The following is a 20,253-nucleotide window of genomic DNA, read 5'->3' as shown; positions in this document are numbered from 1 at the left end:
GTTGAATTGTGGTAAAGTGCACCGGTGTGATAACGTAAGGTCACATAAGGTTTGAGGGCCTTCGCTGGGGGTTGGTGTGATTGATCTCGCACTCTGGCTTTCTTCGCTAGACGGTGAGAATCCGTCCGGGGAAGATTTGCGCAACGACCCGGCTTTCCATGAGTTGGAGCGCCTGACCGAAGCCCAACTCAAGGTCGTCCACGACGGCAACAATAAGGCCGGCTCGCAAAGCACGATTCCAGTCGACTGGCCCGCTGTGCTCGCAAAGGCGGAGGAATTGCGCGCGCATGGCAGGGACTTGCGCCTGCTTGTCATCGTCACGCGCGCGCTGGCCAATGAAGACGGGCTGGCCGGATTGGCGCAAGGTCTGACGCTGATCGCGCAGACCTTCGATCAGCATTGGGACACCATGCATCCGGCTATGCGGCCCAACGCTTCGCCGCGCGATGCCGCCTTGCGCCGTATCAACGCGCTGATCGACCTGCAGAATGGTCAGGACGGGTTGTTGGCGAATCTGCGGCAAATGACGTTCTTCGCGCCGCGCGCAATCGGCCCGGTTCAGGGCAAGGACCTGGAGAAGGGTGCGCTCGACGATCGCGTCATGCTCCAGGAAGCCGCCTCGGGGCTGAATGCGGCGGAAAAAGCGCAGCTGGTCAGTGCGCACGGACAACTCTTGAATCGGGTGCGTGCCGCATGTGCGGCACAGATCGATCAGGCCAATGCGGAGATGGTCCAGCTCATCGCCGACGCCCGGGCGACGATCACGGCACTGGATGCGCTCGAGACTGCGCTCAACGCTCGTCTCGAGGGCAGCGGCACTCCCGTTCCGGACTTAAAACGGTTCCTGCAGCGTTTGCTGACGACACTTGAACGGAATTCAGCGGCCGGCGCGGTGACGAATGGCGCAGCCACGCAGGCGGTGCCGACGGAACTGGCAACGCCTGCTCGAAACGGTCATGGAGCCGATGCTATGGCAAGTATGGCAAGCTATGCGGACTCGAGCACGGGACTCCCCGACCGGATCTCCTCGCGCGACGACGTGGTGAAATGCCTCGACCTGGTCGTCGCCTTCTATGACCGTACCGAACCGTCGAGCCCAATTCCGCACCTGGCTCGGCGGGTCCGTCGGATGGTGCACATGGATTTCGTTGAACTGATGGAAGATCTCGCCCCTTCGGGGCTGAAGGAGTTCAGGCTGCTGGCCGGCGTTCCCGATGCCAAGAAGACGGCTCAGAAGGATGAAAGGTAACAACACATGCCAGCCGAAAGCAAAGCCAAGGTCATCGAACGAAATCGCGCGCCGCGGGTGCAGATCGCCTACGATGTGGAAACCTACGGCAGCCCGACGACGATCGAACTGCCGTTTGTCATGGGCGTGATGGCCGACCTTGCCGGTGCTTCGCAAACCAAGGAAGCGTCAAAGTCGGTGCTGGACCGCTCCTTTGTCGAGACCGACGCGAACCGCTTCCCAAAATTCATGGAGGCGCTCGGCCCCCGCGTCAAAGCGCGGGTGAAGAACACGCTGCCGCAGGCCGAGGGCCAGGAGCGTGACGAGGAACTGGCGCTCGATCTTACATTTTCCAAGATGGGTGATTTCGCCCCCGACAAGATTGCCGAGCAAGTTCCGCAACTGGCCGAGATCCTCAAGATGCGTCGACAACTCGAGGAATTGCTCGGCTTCATGGATGGCCGTGTCGATGCTGAAAAGCGCATCGCGCAGCTTCTGAACAACGAACCGCTTCTTGGCAAGATTGCCAGCCAGGCGCTGGCCGACGACGACAAGGTTGGGGAATGATCATGGCCGAACAGCAAAAGACCGCCTCAGTCGCCGCGGAGGCCGAAGCCATAAACCTCGATGAATTCAGCGGACTCCTCGAAAAAGATTTCAAGGTCAAGAAGGACGACAGCGAGAAGCTGCAACAGCTCGTGCGCAATCTCGCGCTCGCGGCGCAGTCCCGTTCCGACACCACGACCATCTCTTCCAATGCCATCAAATCGATCAAGTCGCTGATCGCCGGCATTGACAAGATGCTGACGACACAGGTCAACGAAATCCTGCACGCGCCGGAAGTGCGTGAGATGGAAGGCACATGGCGAGGGCTGTGGTATCTCGTCAACAACACCGAGACGGATCAGAAGCTGAAGATCCGGGTGATGAACATCTCCAAAGAGCAGCTGGCCGATACGCTTGAAGACTATGAAGGTCAGATGTGGGACCAGAGCCCGATCTTCAAGAAAGTCTACACAGACGAGTATTCGATGCTTGGCGGCGAACCAATCGGCTGCGTGATCGGCGCCTACGAGTTCTCCAATCACCCACGTGACGTCGGCCTGCTGCGCAACATCTCCGGCATCTGCGCTTCCGCGCATACGCCGTTTATCGCGGCCGCTTCGCCGCGCCTATTTCGCATGGACAGCTGGCAGGAACTGCCGAACCCGCAAGACCTGCAGCAGATCGTCTCCAACCCCGCCTATGCCTCGTGGCAGTCGTTGCGCGAGAGTGAGGACGCTCGCTACATCGGCCTGACCATGCCCCGCGTCCTGGCGCGGCTGCCCTACGGCACCGATACCGTTCCGGTGAAGGGTTTCACCTTCGAGGAAGAGGTGGAGGGCGATCACAACAAATATGTCTGGATGAACGCCGCCTTCCCGATGGGCGTCAACATCAACCGCAGTCACAAGCTTTTCGGCTGGGGCACGCAGATCCGCGGCGTCGAGAATGGTGGCACGGTGCTCAACCTGCCGGTGCATAGCTTCCCGACCGATGATGGCTCGATCGCGATGAAATGTCCCACGGAAGTCGCCATCGACGACCGGCGCGAGGCGGAACTGGCCAAGCTTGGCTTGATGCCCATCCTGCACCGGAAGAATACCGATCTCGCGGCCTTCATCGGAGCACACTCGCTGCAGGACGACGAAACGCGGGCGGGGCGGCTGGTCGACCCCGATGCACAGTCGAACGAGCGGCTGAGCGCCAACCTGCCCTACCTGTTCCCGGTCTCGCGCTTTGCGCACTACCTCAAGGCGATCGCGCGCGACAAGGTCGGCTCGTTCAAGGAGCGCGCCGACATGCAGATCTGGTTGACCGAGTGGATCAATCGATACGTGCTGGCCAACCCGGCCTTTGCCGACGACAAGGCGCGCGCCAAGCGCCCGCTTGCCGCCGCCGAGGTCCAGGTGGACAGCGTGGAGGGGCGGCCGGGCTATTATAATGCCCGCTTCTATCTGCGCCCGCATTACCAGCTGGAGGGCATCAATGCGTCGCTCCGACTGGTCTCGGAACTACCGTCCGTTAAGACTTGATCGCAGCAACGACAACCTGGTTTTTTGAAAGCGGTGGAGAAACACAATGCCGACTACGAAGATTGATGGCTTCCTGAAGGTTCCCGATATCAAAGGCCCCAGCACCCGCGACGGCCACGATGACGAGATTGAAATCCATGGCGTCGACTACAAGATGGTCGCACCTTATGATCCCAATTCGCTGTCACGCCGTGGCCGCGTCTCCATGGGGATGATCAAATTCACCAAGCACTACGACAAATCATCGCCCTATCTGAAAAAGGCTTTGTTCGAAAACAAGGCCCTTGATGAGGTGGTGTTCTCGGCCCGCCGGACCATCGATGGCGAGACCAAGGATTACCTGGTCGTTACCCTCACCGACGCCTCGATCATGGAATACGACATGTCGCAGGCCGAGGATGAGGAAGACCTGATCCAGGAAGAGGTCAGCTTCGCCTACAAGAAGATCAAATTCGTCTATGACGGCAATGATGAAGCCGAAATGGATGTCTATGTCGGCAAGTGAGGTTCGGCGACCCGGCGCGGGCATGCAGCAGACCACTGGCAGCTTGCGGGCGAAAAGCGAAGCCGTCCAGCCGTCGCTTTGGGATCGTCTCGTCAATGATCTGCCGGGCCTGACCTCGGAAATAGACGGGCTGCGCCATGTCCTGCTCGACGAGCTTGGCGCGGACCGTCTCGACACACTCGTTGCCGGCAGCACGCGTGCCATCGACGCCGATGTGGTACTGACACCGGATCAGAAACGCCGTCTGCATCGGTTGGCCGTTCAGACCCAGCACCGCGTCGAAATCGAAAGCCGTGGCGTGGTGGTATCGGCGCGCGTGCTCAGGGAAGCGGTACGGCGTGACATCGAGGCGCTCTTCAACACAGAGCGCTTCGAGGCGACGCCGCTTCTTTCCGACCTGGAAAATGAACAGGTTGCGGACAATCCCCCTTCGCTTGCCGATTTCCCGGAGGTCCGCCGCAGCGTGGTCAATTACGGCGTGCCCTCCTTCTCGGGCCGCTCGTCGCGCGACTTCGATCGCGAGGTGTTGGCACGTGAGATCCGCATGGTGCTCGCGACCTTCGAGCCCCGCCTGAAGGAAAGCGCAACAAAGGTAACGGTCACGCTTGGCGACAACACCGTCGGCCTGAAGATCGAGATAGACGCCGTTCTGATCATGACCCCGACTCCCGAACGCATGCGCCTGCGCACCACGATCAATCTCGACAACGGTTTGGCGCGGACCGAAATTGGGGAGGCCTGAGATGGATCGGGTCTTCGTCGAATATTACGAGGAGGAACTGAGCCATATCCGCGCTCTTGCATCGGAATTCGCAGACATGCATCCGGCGGTGGCGCGCAACCTTTCCCTCGATACGGTGCCGTGTCCGGACCCATATGTCGAGCGCCTGCTCGATGGCGTAGCCTTCCTGGCCGCGCGCACCCGGCTAAAGGTCGATGCCGAGCGCTCGCGATTTTCCCGCAGTGTGCTCGACGTTCTCTATCCCGATCTGGTCACGCCGGCGCCGGCAACGGCGATGGCGGTGCTGAAACCCGGCCAGCAGGTCCAGACCATGCTGGCCGGCCACGTCGTCAAGCGCAACACACGGCTGGTTTCCAGCCTGCAGCCAGGCCTGTCAACGCGCTGCATTTTCTCAACCGCCCAGGAAATGACTCTATGGCCGATCGCGGTCACTTCGGTCAGCTTTTTTCAGGACCGCAGTGCGATGGCGATGGCTGGCATAGGACCGATCGGCGGTGTCAGCGGCGAGTCGGCGCTCCGCCTCACGCTGGCCAGGACCGGAAAAGGCAAGCTCGACGAACTGGCTCTCGACCGGCTTGACCTCTATTTTGCCGGACGCACCAAGGCGCCGCTACTGTTCGATGCGATTTTCGGCGCCTGCGCGGCCACAGCAGCGCGACCGGAAGGCAAGACCAACCCGCTGTCGCCGTTGCCGGCACCCGAGATGATCGGCATCAGCGACGACGAGGCCTTGATGCCGCGCACCCGCCCGACATTCGAAGGATACCGGTTGCTGCGCGAATACTTCATGATGCCCGAGCGTTTTCACTATGCACGGGTTTTGGGATTGCAGCCTGTCGTGCGCCAATGCGCGGCCGGACTCGAGATCATTTTCCTGTTCAAACGCACGGTTCCCGAGCTGGCCGATCTGACGCCGGCGGACTTCGAACTTTTCGCGACACCGATCATCAATCTGTTCGAACGCGAGTGCAACGTCGTCGAAGTCGATGAACGCAAGACGCGCCAGGTGTTGCATGCGGACCGGACGCGGGCGCGTGACTTCGAAATCTACCGGGTCATCCGCGTCGAGGACGCCGACACGGAAGGCAACGACGCCGAAATCCCCGAGCTCTTCAGCCTGGGTCAGAACCGCGGTAGTGGTTGGGTCTATTCGACCGAAAGGCGCCCTCGCCGCGCGATGGAGGAGGAGCGCCGCGAAGGCCTGACGCGAACGTCCTATACCGGGGATGACGTTTTCCTGGCCGTGTCCCGGCCGCTCGTAAGGCCGGCGACCCGGCCGCTGAAGCGGCTCGACGTGATGGCGCTTTGCACCAATCGTGATCTGCCGATCCTCGATGACAATCCGACGTTGACGTTAGAGGCCGGCGACCCGGTCGAAACCGTGAGGCTTCTTGGCGCCTTGCGTGCGCCGCAGCCAGCTATTCCTGCGGCACTGCCTGCTGGGGCCGACGGGGAATCGCGGGCCGATGATCTCGCCTGGCGGCTGGTGGCGCAGCTCGCGCTCAACTTTCTCAGTCTTGCCAAAGAAGGCCGCGGCATCGATCCCCTGCATGCGCTACTCGACCTTTATGCCGATCGCGGCGATCCAAGCCTTGCCCGAAATGTGCATTCGATCGTGCGTATCGACTCGCAGCCGGTCATCGAACGTCTGCAAATCGATGGACCGATGTGCTTTGGACGCGGTACCGAAGTCACGTTGCATGTTGATCAATCGGTCCTGGCCGGCCAAAGTACCTTGCTGCTTTCGGCCTTGCTGGCGCGGTTGTTTGCTCGTCACGCCGGGATAAACGGCTTCGTGCGAACTCGCACGCGGCTGCTGCAGAAGCAGGAGGATGTGCCATGGCCGATGACGCCCGGCAATCGCTACCTGATCTAGACAAGCCCGGCCCGAACAGGGCCGAAGGTCTGTCCGAGACGTTCGACTTTTTCGAACTGCTGCGCCGCCTCGAACAACGGAACGGTCTGTTCGGCCATTCCGGCCGTCCCGACCGTGAGCCGGCACGGCTCGGCCAGCATGTGCGCCTCGCCTTTTCCGCACGGGACCTGGTTGTGTTCCGCGAAGCCCGCGATGCGGCACCGGCCCGGGTCACGGTGGCAAATTATGGTCTGCTGGGACCCGAGGGTCCAATGCCGCTGCATCTGACGCGCTGGGTGCTCGACCGGCTCTCGCAACGCTGGTTCGCCGGCGCCGAGGCACAACTGACCAGCGACACGACGTTCGTCGACTTCGTCAACATTCTGCAGCACCGTATGATCGCCCTCTACTATCGGGCCTGGGCGGATGCGCACCCGGCCGTGCAGGCCGAACGCGCGGTCGGCGGGCGCGTTCGCGCCATGCTTGAAGCCATGGCCGGGATCGGACTTCCCGGCACGCAGGACCCCAATCTCGATACGGTGAAGCTTCGCCAGGCGGCTTCGCTGGCCAATCAGGTCGACGGCCCGGAACGGCTGACGCTGTTCCTGGCGGAAGCGTTCAAGGCGCCGGTACAGATCAAGGAGTTCATCTCCGCCTGGATAACAGTACCAACCGGTCTCCAGACCCGTCTTGCAAAGGCCTTTGCAGGGCTCGGCAAGGGCGCGACGATCGGCCCACGCGTTTTCAGCCGCCAAAGCAGGATCGAACTGCGTGTCGGCCCGCTGGGGTATGAGGAGTTCAAGGCGTTCCTGCCTGGCGGCGAGCGGCTCAAGCTGTTCAAGCAGGCCGTTCGCGACATGGTCGGGGAGTCGCTCGACGTCGATCTGCGCATCGTGCTTGCGCGTGAAGCCGTACCGCCGCCCCAAATCGGAGCGGTTCGGCTCGGGCGGACCGCCTGGCTTGCGCGACCCATCGAAAGGGGCGATGCTGACGACATGCGGCTGCGGACAATCGTCGGATGGCGGCCGGAAATGACGGGGGTCGCGGCATGAGCCTGCTGCTGACACTGGAGCAAGGGCCACGCACCCAGGCGGTGCGGCAGGCCCGGCTTGACGAGGGTGAGCTGGTGATCGGCCGCAGCGCGGACGCGGGTTGGCAGATCAACGATCCCGACATGTTCGTTTCAAGGGCACATTGCAAGATCTCTGGCGGGCGAGATGGATATTTCGTCACCGACACGTCGAGCAGCGGATTGTTCATAAACGACTCCGACAGCCCGCTCGGTGCCGGCAAGTCGACGCGCCTTCAAAGTGGCATGCGGCTGAGATTGGGCGACTACGTCGTCCATGTCGACCTGCAAACGCCAGCCACTCAAGCACCAGCGGCCGGCCAGCCGGTTTCGGAACGCGCGCCGCCAGCATCCCGGGCCCCGGTGAGCATCGGTCGCGATGACTTCTTTTCCGCCAAGGTCGAAGAAGAGCCGCGACGGCCACGTCCGGCCGATCTGCCGAACCCTTTCGAGCAGCCGGTTGCGGGTGCATTCGAACGTGCCAACTCCGACCAGCGCCACTCGGCCGCTTTCGATGACCCGTTCAGCCTCGATCCGGTTTCGACGCCGGTGTCGAAAAATCCCGCCCCTTATCGCGAACCGGGCGGCGCGGCGAGCCAAGCGGACCCGTTCAGCCTCGACGCGGTACCGTCCCCCGACCGCGCAGCCCAAGCTGCCCGTGACAAGCCGTCCGGAACCCATGATGACTTTGCTTTCGGACCAGCCGCCACGCTCAGTTCGGCGAACGGCGCCAGTTCGATCGAACAGCGCGAGCGCATCGCCCAGCGATCCCAATCAGCCAATCCCTGGGATTTGCCGGTGCAGCCCGCAGCTACCCCTGCATCACCACGTGTGGGTGCTGCTCCCAAAGGCGCCCCGGCGCTGGCTGCGGCGCGGCCGGAGGAGATGGCGCTTCGCGCCGCATTCCTGCATGGCATGGGTGTCGAGGAAGCCGATTTCCCCGGACGCGACTGCATCGCGGAAATGGAGAAGTTCGGTCGCGAATACCGGATGATGATGGAAGGCCTGATGCAGCTTCTGCGCAAGCGGGCCGAGGAAAAGGGAAACGCGCGCGTCGCGCAGACCATGGTCGGGGCCTCCGAAGTCAATCCGCTCAAGTTCCTGCCGACCGTCGACGACGCCATCATAACGCTTATCGCTGAGCGCAGCCCAGGATTTCTCGGCGGTGAAGCGGCAATCACCGATGCGGTGCGCGATCTCGCGCAACATCACGTACGCGCCTGGCGAGGCATACAGACCGCCATGCGGCGGATGATCGACCGTTTTGACCCGGTAGTGATCGAGGAAGAGCTGAAATCGAATTCCGCGATCGGAACCCTTCTCTCTGGGGGGCGGGGCGCCAAGCTGTGGGAACTTTACCAGAAGCGCCATCGTGAAATCGCCGAGAGTGCTGAAAAGAGCTTCCTTGGCGAAATCGGCGCTGATTTTCGAGATGCATATGAGGAGGAGTGAGAGATGATTGATCGACGTGAATTTGTTGTTGCCTTGGGCGCGACAGGGTTGCTTGCGGCTTGCCAGAGTGGTCCGCCGAAACCATCGGTGATCACCGTCAACGTAACCGGCGGTGCTGGCATGAACCCGGGACCAGGCGGCGGCGACCGGCCGGTAACGATCCTGGTGATGCGGCTGAAAAGCACCGGCAAATTCAATTCCGCCGACTATTTCGCGCTGCAGGGGGATACCGGCACGGCGCTGGCGGGCGATCTCATCGGATCCGACCAGATTTCCGTCGGGCCGGGAAAATCCGCATCCAAAACCATCACGGTCGAGCCGGACGCGACGGCGCTGGGCTTTGTTGCTCTGATCCGCGAGCCCGGCGGCCGGAACTGGCGGACAACCAAGTCGGTGTCGTCGGGATCGAAATTCACGATCAACGTCACGCTTGGCAGCGGCGGCATTTCCGCCTAGCGGCAAAGGGCAAGGGGAGCTCGATGCAGAGAGTAGCGGCATGAGCAATGCAAACAGGGTGCTATGGTCCGAAGGGCTTTTCCTGCGGACCCAGCATTTCCAGCAGCAGGATCGCTTTTTCGAGGCGACGGTGCGCGGCGCGTTGCAGGCCGGGCAATTGCATACGTTCGGTTTCCAACAGCTGACGCTGGACCAGGCGTTGCTGGAAGCCGGCCAGATCTCGATCCTGTCCGCGCGGGGCATCTTTCCGGATGGGACACCTTTTTCCATCCCGGACATGATGGACGCGCCGCGACCGCTGCCGGTCACCCCTGACACGGGCGCCGGACCGGTGCTGATCGCCTTGCCGCTGGAGCCTCCGGGCGGTGTCGGCTTCGATCCGGCACACGCTGCCGCCTCGGGTGCGCGATATCATGGGCGGATCGTTTCGGTGCGTGACGCCGTCCAGGGCGGTTCAGACCCTGAAGAAATCGAAATTGCCCGGCCGCAGGCGCTGCTGCTCGCACCCGGCAAGTCGGTCGGTGGCTACACGGCCTTGCCGATCGCCGACCTCAAGGGGATTCGAGCCGATGGCGGCGTCTCCCTGGACGAGACCTTCCTGCCACCGACCTTGGTTACGGGCGCCGTGGCCTGGTACCGGCAATTGCTGCTGGAAGTTGTCACCGGCCTCGACCAGATCGCCGAGGCGCATGGCAAGATGGTCATGGGCGGACCTGGGCGCAGCGTCGAAGATTTGCTGATGCTCAATCTCGCCAATGCGGCACGTCCGCGGCTGGCCCACATGCTGGCTCAGGATGTGTTCCATCCAGCCGAGCTTTACCTGGAACTTGCCGGTCTCGCCGGTTCGATGGCGACCTACGGATCGAGCGCGCGGCGGCTGGGCGAGTTGCCCGCCTACGATCACATGGCGCCTGGCCCCGCCTATTCGGCGCTGGCGGATGCGCTGCGCTCGCTCATCCTCAGCCTGCGTTACATCGAGCCCAAATCGCGTGCGCTGCCTGTCATGCGGCATTCGACCAATGTCTGGAAGATCCGCATCGACAATCCGAAGCTGCTGGTGGCCAGCCGGATCGTCATCCGGGTCGGTTCGGAGTTGTCGGAAGACGCGCTGCGCAAGATATTCGTCAATCAGGCAACCGTCGGCTCGGCCGACCAGTTCGAGGGCCTGTGGAAATCGCGCTTGCCCGGCATTCCGCTGAAACCGCTTCATTCCCAGCCGCGCGAGATTCCTTACGATGGCGATCGGTTATGCCTGGAACTGGACCAGAAAAGTGAGCACTGGGCGTCGCTGCTCGACGCTCCCGGCTTCGTCATCGGCGTTTCGGGCGTGTTGCCAAGCGAGCCGCAGGTGGACTGCTATTCGGTGAACAGGTGAGATCATGAGCCGCGATGATCCGTTCGGACTGTCGGAGGATCGCGAACGCACCCGCATTCGATTGACCGGCGCGCCGATGCCGCGGCCGATGGCGCCACCTTTGCCGAGCGCGTCGGTAAAGCGCTCCCGCACCCATCCGAACGCACTCGTCAACGCATTTGCGCCCTTGCTCGAATTCGCTCCCGAGCTTGAAAGTGCGCTGCCGCCGGACAATCCGGAAGCATTGCGTACCCGATTGCTCGAAGAACTGGTCCGGGCACGCGACACGGCTATGTCGGTCGGATCCTCAATGGAGCGCGCCGACCAGGCGGCCTGGGTGGTGGCGGCGTTGCTCGACGATCTGGCCCTGAACACGCCATGGGGCGGTGCCAGCGCCTGGCCGCGGCAGCCGCTTGTGGTCATGCTGCGCGGCGATGTCGATGCCGGCACGCAGTTCTTCACCCGTCTCGAAGAACTCGAGCGCCATCCCAACCGTGATCGCGAATTGCTGGAACTGCAGTATCAATGCATGGCGCTTGGCTTTCGTGGCAAATATCGCGTGTCGGCCCGATCCGGCGACCGCTCGCTCAATGCCGTTCGCGTGGCGGCGGCACGCTTCCTACGCGATGCCGACGCCGAAGGCGCGCCACTGTCGCCAAACTGGAAAGGCGTGATCGCATCTGACGAGCCGCAGCGCTTCATCGTTCCGATCTGGGTCATGGCGCTCGGTGCGGCGGTTGCAGCCATGACAATCCATGTCGGGCTCTCGATGGCACTGAGCAGCCAGGCGGTCGAGCTCTCCGCACTTGTTCGCGCGCTGCCGCCGCCCGCGCGCGGCGACATCACCCGCACGTCGCCCAAGGTCGATGCCCCGCCGCCGGAGAAGGTGGATTTTGCGCTGTTGCCGGAATTTCAGGCCGGGGCGCCCGCCGACCTCAGATCCGCCCTCAGCGGCACCGAAAGCGTTTCGCTGGCCAAGCTGACGATCCAGGCCTCCAATCCCGAACTGTTCCAGTCGTCACGGCCACAACTGACCGAAGGCTTCGAGCCCCTGATCGGGTCGCTCGCCAAGGTGATCCTCGCCAACCAGGAGCTGATCGGAAACATCACCGTCGTCGGTCATACCGACAGCGTTCCCCTGCAAAAGACCAATCCGCTGTCGACCAACCAGCGACTGTCGGAGGCTCGCGCCCAGACGATTGCCGACATGCTGGTCCAGAACGGAGTGCCGCGGGATCGCGTCCATTCCGAGGGCCGCGCGGCCACCGATCCAGTCGCCACCGACAGCACGCGCGAGGGGCGGGCCTTGAACCGCCGCGTCGAGGTGCTTGTCGAAAAGAGGCTGTGAGATGTTCCTCCTGCGCTTCCTTTGGGCTGTCCTGACATCACGCTGGCTATGGACGCTGATCGGCCTCACGCTGCTTTCCCTGGTCATCTGGGTGTTCGGTCCGATCGTCAGGGTCGGTCCCTATGAACCGTTCGCCTCTGATAACGTGCGCATCGTCATCATTGCGCTGCTGGTCATCTTCTGGCTGACCTGGCTGATCGTCGCCCAGCGCCGGGCGATCCGCGCCAACCGCATGTTCGTCGCCGAGATTGCCGCGCCGGTGGTGGAAAAGCCGCTCAGACCCGGCGAAGAGAATGTCGCGGCCGTCGGTGCCAAGTTCGCCGAGGTGATGGCCGAACTGAAGCGCCGCAAGCTGGGCGGACGAAAGTTTCTGCGCGAAATGCCATGGTATGTGATCGTCGGGCCGCCGGCCACCGGCAAGACCACGGCCTTGCGGCAGTCCGGGCTGAATTTTCCGATCGACCTCACCGAGGACCTGCAGGGGGTCGGCGGCACGCGCAACTGCGACTGGTTCTTTTCCGAACATGCGGTTCTGATCGACACCGCCGGCCGTTATGTCCAGCAGGAGAGCCAGCCCGATGTGGACGCGGTTGAATGGCTGGGCTTCCTCGACCTGTTGAAAAAGCACCGCGGACGCCGCGCGCTGAATGGCGTAATCGTCGCGCTTTCGATCGACGTGCTTTGGGAGGGCGATGAAGCCATCAAGGCGCACGGCCGCAAGATCCGCCGCCGGTTGGCCGAACTCAACGACCGGCTCGAAATCCGCCTTCCGGTCTATCTGATGCTGACCAAGGCCGATCTGATCAAGGGTTTCGAGGCTTTCTTCGGCGGCTTGTCCACGGCTTCGCGCGAGCAGGTATGGGGGACCACCTTCGCGCTGGAAGCGCGTGTCGATGCCAAGACCATTGAACGGGAAATTTCCGCGCTGGCGACGGAACTTGAGCGGAGGCTGGTGCCGCGGCTGGAAGATGAGGACAAACTCGCCGCCCGTGCCGAGATTTTCCGCTTTCCCGCCCAACTGGCAAGCCTGTCCGAACCGATACAGGTGCTGGTCGAGGCAATGTTCGGCGAAAGCCGGTATGAAGAGGTCGCGTGGCTGCGCGGGCTCTATCTGACATCGGCGACGCAGGAAGGAGCGCCCATCGACCGGCTGACCGCGGCGCTGTCTTCGTCCTTCGGCCTGCCGCCGCGACGGGCGCTGCCCGCACCAAGGGTCGAAAAACGCAGCTTCTTCCTGAAGAACCTGCTGACCGAAGTCATCTTCAAGGAAGCGGGCCTCGGCACGTTCGATCCGCTGGCGCAACGGCGCCGCGCCTGGATCTGGCGGGGTGCGGCAGCCGCTTGCGCGGCGGCGGCATTGTTGGCCGGCGGGTTGTTCACCTGGTCCTATTTTGACAACCGCAACGCGATAACGGCCCAGGCAGGCCAGTTCGAAGCGCTGCAGACGCCGCTGACCTCCATCGCTGCAACGCCGGCATCGGTGGAGCAGCCCGCCATGGACGGCGCGCTCGGTGCGATGGACGCGGTCGCAACCGCCCGGACAGCACCGCCTGGCGCCGCCCAGGATCTACTGGGACCATCGGCCTCCGCGGAAATGGTGCGGGCGCAGACCGACACGTACGATCATGCCCTGCGCAATATTCTTGAGCCACGCATGATCGCCTTGCTCGAGGCGACGATGTGGCGGCAGATCCGCGACCCGGATTTCATGCTCGGAGCGCTGAAAACCTATCGCATGATGACGGGCTTGTCTCAGATGGATCCCGATTACGCCCAAGACTGGTGGGCGAACAGCTTGCCCGAATTCGCGGCCGCGGCACCATTTCCGACCGCCGATGCCGAAGAGCATCAGCTTGCCGCCATCCGCCGGATGACGGTCGACGAGAGCTATGTCGCGCCCGACCAGGCCCTGGTTGCCGAAGCGCTCAAAACGGCGTGTACCATTTCGTTGCCGGCGCGCGCCTACAAACAGTTGCTGGCCGATCCGGCAGTGGCCGGGCTCAAGGAGTGGATCCCGGCGAATTTCGCCGGCCCAAACGGCGGCAAGGTGTTTGCGCGCCGTTCAGCCAAGACGCTTCGCGTCGGCATTTCCGGCGCCTTCACCTATGCCGGATTCCACGACGTCATTCTCGATCGCATCGACGATGTCGCCGCACAGGCGGCGCTCGATCGTGCCGTTTTCGCCGGCGGCTGCTCGGAGAACTCCGAAACCTCGGTTTCGGCGCTGTCCGAGGATATTCTGAAGCTCTACTATGACGACTATATCGCGCAATGGGACAGCTTCCTGCGCGACATGAGGCTCGCGCCATTGACCGATCTCATCGTCGCCAGTGAGAACCTCAAGGATCTTTCGAGCGCCGATTCCGCGCTGAAGCGCCTGCTGACGGCAGTGGTGCAAGAGACGGAGCTCACCCGTTCGGATGACGCGCCCGCCGGAGATGACAAGGCGGCAGCCAAAGGCGGCTCGAAACTGCTCGGCAAACTGGGCAAGCTTGGCAAGATAGTGAAAACAGGGGCAAAACTGTTGCCACGGGCGGGTTCGGCCAGCGAGGTGGACCTGACCGGCAATCTTGTGGCCGAGCATTTCAAACCACTCAAGAGCACCATTGCCGAGGTCGATGGCCAGCCGCCGGCACTGGATGCTGCGGTCGTCGCGCTGACCGCACTTTCCAACGTGCTGCAGACAGTCACCGCGAACCCCAATCCGCAGGATGCCATTAAGAAGCAGGGCGGCCTTGCCGAACTGACGGGAGCGGTCGCCCGGCAGGCACAGATCCTGCCCGACCCTATCAACGCCTGGCTGGGCGGGATTGCCGGCGACACCAGCAATTTGACTCAGAAGGCGGTCACTTCGGAGCTCAACGCCATCTGGCGGGCCGATATCCTGCCTTTCTGCCAGGCGGCGCTGAACGACCGCTATCCGTTCAGCGCCGAGAGCGCGGTGGACGTCAACGTGCGGGATTTCGCAAGGCTGTTCGGACCGGCCGGGCTGATCGACGGTTTCATCAACGACCACCTGATCAACTATGTCGACATGACCAGCCAGCCGTGGAAGTGGCGCGCCGATTTCGGCCTTGATGCTTCGGCCCTGGCGGCATTCGAGCAGGCCAGGCACATCCGCGACGATCTGTTTGCGGGCGGCAGCGGACCCGTGATGAGCTTCACGCTTGAACCGAAGGACCTGTCTCCCAACGTCACGCGCGTCACGCTCAATCTCGATGGCCAGAGCCTCGTCTACTACAACAACGCAACGCGGCCGCAACCCATGACATGGCCCGGCAAGGACGGCACGGGCGTCATCTCGCTCGCCTTCCAGCCGATCGACGGATCGCCTGAAATAATGCTCAACGAAACCGGCAGCTGGGCGTGGCTGAGGATGCTCCGCAGTGGCCGTTTCGCCAGCACTTCGCTGACCGACGTCTACAGCCTGCGTCTGGGCACGAAAGGCATGTACGCCGATTTCGAGCTCAAGGCCGCCAGCGTCGAAAATCCGTACAACCTCGAAATGTTCAAGAAGTTCACATGTCCGCCGCAGATATGAATGTGCCCGGTTTTTACGGAAAAATGCCCGCCACCGGCGATTTCGTCGCGCGGCGACTGCCGGGTGACTTTGTGCGAGGCTGGGACCGCTGGCTTGCGCAACATCTTGTCCCGCTGATGGGCTCGGAATTTTGGCCAAGCACAACCGCGCTGCGCTTCCTGGCAGGCCCGGCTTCCTTCGGCGCATCGGCGGGCATCATCGTGCAAAGCGCCGACAGGGTCGGCAGGAAGTTCCCTCTGAGCATCCTTGCGCAGCTTGTCGAAGCTCCCATTCAGCTGGCTGACGCCGAAGCGTGGTTTTCGCAGATCGAAGGAGCGGCCATCGCCGCTCAAAACGGCGAGCTGACGCCCGACGAGCTGGATGCTGCGCTCTCGGGACTGCCGTTGCCCCCTGTCGAGGCGAGCGACGAGGTCATCGGCAGCATGGTGATGTGGACAGCTCGTTCGGACGTTTTCGATATCGATCCGCAATCGCCTCAGACGACGCTGCAACAGATCCTCGCCGCCAGCTGGGAACCCGGCTGATGCGGATCTGGAACCAGATGGGTTACCGGCACGAGTTCAGCGTGAGCGCGGACACGACCGGGCGTGAGTGGGTCGTCGTGGTGGTCAAGGGCACGTTCGACTTTCCCGCGACACCTGGGGGGTTGGTGCAAAGTTCAGCAGAACAAGTGCCGCTGGTTTTTGCTGACACGCAAACCGGTGAACCCGGCTCCTCCGCCACGCTATGGGAAAGCGACTTCGCCTTCCGCAAACCGCGCTGCGACGTGATCGCCAATGGCTGCGCCTACGCGCCCGGCGGGCGACCGGCCGAGCGCGTGCCGGTCGGCATCAAGGTTGGCAATTGGTCAAAACTGTTCGAGGTCGTTGGCCACCGCGAATGGCGCGCCATCGGCCCGGTTTTTACCGCCACATCGCCGCAACCCTTCCTGAAACTGCCCATCTCCTATGACGTCGCCTGGGGTGGCGTCGACAGGCTGGATGCGGAGGACAAGCTCCCCGCCAGCTACAAATACAATCCAGTCGGAACCGGCTGGTCGCGCACCAGGAACCAGCGCCTCATCCCCGGCCTGCGTCTACCGAACACGCAAGCTGTCGGCGAAGAGATTCGCTCACCATTCGGCGACTACAAGCCGATGAGCTTTGGCCCGATGGGCCGCGGCTGGCCGGGCCGTATCGAATATGGCGGCACCTATGACGACAACTGGGCTAACAACATTTTCCCGTTTCTGCCGCCGGACTTCGACGAACGCTACTTCCAGGTGGCCCCGCCCGACCAGCAAATCGATCCGCCGCGCGGTGGCGAGGAAATGCAGCTCATCAATTTGACGCCAAGGGGCCGCGAACATTTTAGAATGCCAGCCACGGCCATCAAAGTTGCCATGTTCAAGGGCTACACCAAGGCATTCGAGACTGATATTCATCCGGACACTATTTTGTTCGACACTGAAAATCGTCGCTTTTCATTGGTCTGGCGTGTGTCGCAACGCCTTCAGCGCACGATCCTCGACTTTACGGAATGCTGGGTCGGGCCGCCGACGCCAGGCATGCTCCACGCCAAAGCCGTCAGGAAGCCATACGTGCGGTCGATCGCGGAGCCGATTCAGCCGGAGGCCGAGGACGCATGACGGCTGAGCTCGACATTGTGGCGACCGGGATGGTCACGGCTGTCGGCCTTGATGCGCCGTCGTCTTGTGCTGCGCTCCGCGCTCGCCTGGACGGCTTCAAGGAGACGCAGTACGCCGACGATGAAGGCGAGTGGCTGCTTGGCTCCCCTGTCACCATGCCACGAAAATGGATCGGCCAGAAGCGTATGACGCATATGCTGGCGGCTGCGATAAGCGAGGTATTGACCGCGGTGCCGCAAGCACGCGAACGGACGCCGATGTTGTTGTGCCTTCCGGAGGCGTCGCGGCCTGGTTCACCCGTCCAGGATGCCTCTGCGTTCTTGCGGAATGTATGTGCGATCCTCGAGATGGCCGTCGACCCACGATCGCGCACCATATCGCATGGCCGGCCATCCGGTTTGGTAGCACTTGAGCAGGCGCGCCGGCTGCTGGCCGAAGGGGGAACGTCAGCAGTCATTGTCGCAGGGGTAGACAGCTACCTCACTCCCGAGGCGATAGGCTTCTATCTGGCGAACCGTCGCTTATTGGCCACCAACAACCCGAACGGTTTTATTCCCGGCGAGGCCGCGGCCGCCGTGCTGTGCACCCATGCTGGTCATGGATCCGGACTTAGGCTGCACGGTCTGGGCCTCGCTCGAGAGAATGCATATATCTACAACGAGGCTGACGAACCGCTGCGCGGGGACGGATTGACGACCGCCTATCGGCACGCGCTGAATGAGGCTGGCATCGAGATGAACCAGTTGGGGTTCCGTATTTCGGACCTGATCGGCGAGCAGTACTGGTTCAAGCAAACGGCCCTGGCAAGCCTTCGGCTCGTGCGAGGTGCCCATGACTTTCAGGACCTGTGGTCGCCGGGTGAATCGCTTGGAAATATCGGAGCGGCGGCGGCGCCTGTGATGATCGGCATGGCCTTCGCGGCGGCAAGGAAGGGCTACGCGGCGGGCAATCCGGTCCTGATCGAGGCGTCCGAAGACTCCGGCGCGTGCGGCGCAGCCATCTTTGCTGCGAGGGCTGCATAGATGACGGTCTACGCCAACAGTCTGGAAGTCGCATGCAAGGCGCAGGGCAACAAGGTCATAGCGGCCTTTCCTGATGTCTGCTTCACGCCGCCGGAGAATCCGGCAACTCCCCCTGGCGTTCCGGTTCCTTATCCCTCTTTCGGCTTCGACAGCGACACGGACAAAGGCACCAGCACCGTCAAGATCGGCGGCCAGACGATCACGCAGAAAAACAAATCCTACTACACCAAGACAAGCGGCACTGAAGCGGGCTGCGCGACCAAGAAGGGCATCATCACATCGAAGAATACCGGCAAGGAATACGCCGTCGCCTGGTCGAGCAATGTCAAGGCCGACGGCGAGCCCGTCAACCGGATGACGGACCTGTCGACCAACAATCATGCCTCGCCGCAGGGAAATACGCTGACGTTTCCGAAGCTCGCCACCGGCGCCGGAGTGATTTACAGCACGCAAAAATGTCTGATTGGCTCCTATGATGCGATCGCCGCAGTCTGCAACGACAATGGCGGCGAGGCACATCATATCGTACCGGACAAGTGCTTCCGAACGGGCAGTCGGGCGAACGCGGATGTTGCATCGACGCGCATCGCCAATGCTCCGACGCTCGGAGAGGGGGTATGCATCTGTCTCAGTCCTGATGATCACGAACGGATTCATGAGGCTGACCGTGAGCAGATCGTTACGCTGGGCCGCCCCGGCCTGGCCAAACTCAAAGGCAAAAAACTAGCGGATGCGAAAGCCAAGTTGAAAGCGCAGGGCAAACTAGGCGTTGCACCGATGAGCAAGATTACCGAAGCGACCATTTCATGTCTCGATGACCTTCAGGATCTCAATGCGAATTGCATCAAGAAGGCGAAGGAAGCAGTCGAGGAGCAGCAAAGCGCATTCGCGGCCAGCCAGAAGGGTAGAACTTCCAACCCGTTGCCCGGCAAGGAGGCCAAGAAGACGATGAAGCCGCCAAAGCCTAGAAAATAGACCGATACACCAGGAGTACACAGATGAAGATTCGAGCGTCGGGCTACATTGCTCCAGATCTTATCGCCGCAGTCCCAACCGAGCTCGACGACGAGGATCCGTATTCGCGTTTCCTCATGTTTCAGGACACGACGGAGCAACAGGTCGCGGATGTCGACATCCCTCGAACAGTCGTTTCCGTTTGCGCCTACCCATTCGAGAGCGACAACGAGAATGTGTTCGTCGCTCTAACCAATGAGGGCGACCTCTACTTTCTTACCGAGGACGTGGACTACGAAAAGATCCCCGGTGCCGGCGTGCTCAGTGAGGATGCCGAGGATCTTGGTTCGACGCTTGGCATCACCCAGAAAGCGGGCATCCTCTATGTTTGCGGCGACGGTTCCCAAGTCTATTTCAGACCCAGGAAGGATGAATGGGTCCGGATTTGCGAACGTGACGTCGATGGAATGGCAAACAATTTCTTGGAGGGCATCGCCGCGATCAGCCCGAACAAACTGGCGGTCTGCGGATACACCCACAGCCGCCCCAAGCATGCCGCGCGAGGTTGCCTCTACTTCTACAACGATGGGGAGTGGGGCCAGGCAGAACTCCCAAACAATCAGGCCTTGTACGATCTCGTCTTTGTGGACGCATCGCGTGTTGTTGCCGTGGGCGGCGGCGGTACTATTGTTACGGGAACAGGACCTGGCACGATGGAGGACGCCTCCGTCGAAGGTTTGCTCGAGAAGTTCCTCCGCATCCGCTTGGACAGCTCGAAACTCTATGTGTTGGGTAAGACAGCAATCTTCATATTCGACACCAAGCTGAACCTGTTGGACACTCTACCCCTGCCCGCCGAGTATCGCAGCCCGAAGAACATCGAGGTCAAGCAAGGCATCATCTGGTACTTCGATCGTGAAGGCTTGGCTCGTCACGACGGCACGGGCTGGACTCTCATGCCTGTGCCTCCCGTACTTCTCGAAAGATCGGAATAGTCCGCCACGGAACGTTACCCTGTCGAGGGT

Annotated in this window: 17 protein-coding genes; all 17 read left to right on the top strand. The window is 62.1% G+C overall.

Features of this window, described 5'->3' with window-relative positions:
* Positions 1-76: 76 nt before the first annotated feature.
* Genes tssA through AC0L2D_RS20255 form a run of 17 tightly spaced genes read left to right on the top strand, consistent with a single transcriptional unit; the run spans position 77 to position 20,223 of the window.
* On the top strand, positions 77-1,249 hold the full coding sequence (gene tssA, locus AC0L2D_RS20335) for a type VI secretion system protein TssA (protein WP_013525310.1): 1,173 nt from the start codon (positions 77-79) through the stop codon (positions 1,247-1,249).
* Between the two features lie 6 nt (positions 1,250-1,255).
* Positions 1,256-1,795, top strand: coding sequence for a type VI secretion system contractile sheath small subunit (gene tssB / locus AC0L2D_RS20330; protein ID WP_013525309.1), 540 nt, complete (start codon positions 1,256-1,258; stop codon positions 1,793-1,795).
* 2 nt (positions 1,796-1,797) lie between these two features.
* Positions 1,798-3,303 (top strand): type VI secretion system contractile sheath large subunit, encoded by a 1,506-nt coding sequence (gene tssC, locus AC0L2D_RS20325; protein WP_024504477.1) that lies wholly within the window; start codon positions 1,798-1,800, stop codon positions 3,301-3,303.
* A 46-nt stretch (positions 3,304-3,349) separates the two neighbouring features.
* Entirely contained in the window at positions 3,350-3,808 is a 459-nt protein-coding gene (locus tag AC0L2D_RS20320; RefSeq protein WP_013525307.1) for an Hcp family type VI secretion system effector, read from the top strand.
* Positions 3,795-4,550: a type VI secretion system baseplate subunit TssE gene (gene tssE / locus AC0L2D_RS20315; protein WP_013525306.1), complete on the top strand. Its 756-nt coding sequence runs from the start codon at positions 3,795-3,797 to the stop codon at positions 4,548-4,550. The genes AC0L2D_RS20320 and tssE overlap by 14 nt, the downstream gene beginning before the upstream one ends.
* 1 nt (position 4,551) lies before the next feature.
* The gene (tssF, locus tag AC0L2D_RS20310; RefSeq protein WP_013525305.1) at positions 4,552-6,426 is read left to right on the top strand and encodes a type VI secretion system baseplate subunit TssF; all 1,875 of its coding nucleotides are present in this window, start codon (positions 4,552-4,554) and stop codon (positions 6,424-6,426) included.
* Positions 6,390-7,457, top strand: coding sequence for a type VI secretion system baseplate subunit TssG (gene tssG / locus AC0L2D_RS20305; RefSeq protein WP_473542131.1), 1,068 nt, complete (start codon positions 6,390-6,392; stop codon positions 7,455-7,457). Before tssF ends, tssG begins: the two co-directional genes overlap by 37 nt.
* Entirely contained in the window at positions 7,454-8,926 is a 1,473-nt protein-coding gene (gene tagH / locus AC0L2D_RS20300; protein WP_013525303.1) for a type VI secretion system-associated FHA domain protein TagH, read from the top strand. The genes tssG and tagH overlap by 4 nt, the downstream gene beginning before the upstream one ends.
* Positions 8,927-8,929: 3 nt before the next feature.
* Positions 8,930-9,382 (top strand): type VI secretion system lipoprotein TssJ, encoded by a 453-nt coding sequence (gene tssJ, locus AC0L2D_RS20295; protein ID WP_013525302.1) that lies wholly within the window; start codon positions 8,930-8,932, stop codon positions 9,380-9,382.
* A 40-nt stretch (positions 9,383-9,422) separates the two neighbouring features.
* Positions 9,423-10,757 (top strand): type VI secretion system baseplate subunit TssK, encoded by a 1,335-nt coding sequence (tssK, locus tag AC0L2D_RS20290; RefSeq protein WP_013525301.1) that lies wholly within the window; start codon positions 9,423-9,425, stop codon positions 10,755-10,757.
* A 4-nt stretch (positions 10,758-10,761) separates the two neighbouring features.
* Entirely contained in the window at positions 10,762-12,084 is a 1,323-nt protein-coding gene (gene icmH, locus AC0L2D_RS20285; protein ID WP_473542128.1) for a type IVB secretion system protein IcmH/DotU, read from the top strand.
* Between the two features lies 1 nt (position 12,085).
* The gene (gene tssM / locus AC0L2D_RS20280; protein WP_473542126.1) at positions 12,086-15,625 is read left to right on the top strand and encodes a type VI secretion system membrane subunit TssM; all 3,540 of its coding nucleotides are present in this window, start codon (positions 12,086-12,088) and stop codon (positions 15,623-15,625) included.
* Positions 15,607-16,149: a type VI secretion system-associated protein TagF gene (gene tagF / locus AC0L2D_RS20275; protein ID WP_473542124.1), complete on the top strand. Its 543-nt coding sequence runs from the start codon at positions 15,607-15,609 to the stop codon at positions 16,147-16,149. The genes tssM and tagF overlap by 19 nt, the downstream gene beginning before the upstream one ends.
* A complete protein-coding gene (locus tag AC0L2D_RS20270) occupies positions 16,149-17,252 on the top strand; it encodes a DUF2169 family type VI secretion system accessory protein (RefSeq protein ID WP_473542122.1) in 1,104 nt (367 codons plus the stop codon). The genes tagF and AC0L2D_RS20270 overlap by 1 nt, the downstream gene beginning before the upstream one ends.
* On the top strand, positions 17,249-18,274 hold the full coding sequence (locus AC0L2D_RS20265; RefSeq protein WP_473542120.1) for a beta-ketoacyl synthase N-terminal-like domain-containing protein: 1,026 nt from the start codon (positions 17,249-17,251) through the stop codon (positions 18,272-18,274). The genes AC0L2D_RS20270 and AC0L2D_RS20265 overlap by 4 nt, the downstream gene beginning before the upstream one ends.
* Entirely contained in the window at positions 18,275-19,249 is a 975-nt protein-coding gene (locus tag AC0L2D_RS20260; protein WP_473542118.1) for a DUF4150 domain-containing protein, read from the top strand.
* Between the two features lie 23 nt (positions 19,250-19,272).
* On the top strand, positions 19,273-20,223 hold the full coding sequence (locus tag AC0L2D_RS20255) for a hypothetical protein (RefSeq protein WP_473542116.1): 951 nt from the start codon (positions 19,273-19,275) through the stop codon (positions 20,221-20,223).
* The last annotated feature ends 30 nt before the right edge of the window (positions 20,224-20,253 follow it).

Source organism: Mesorhizobium sp. WSM4833, from assembly GCF_055811095.1.
This window is presented reverse-complemented; position numbering and strand designations above follow the sequence as displayed.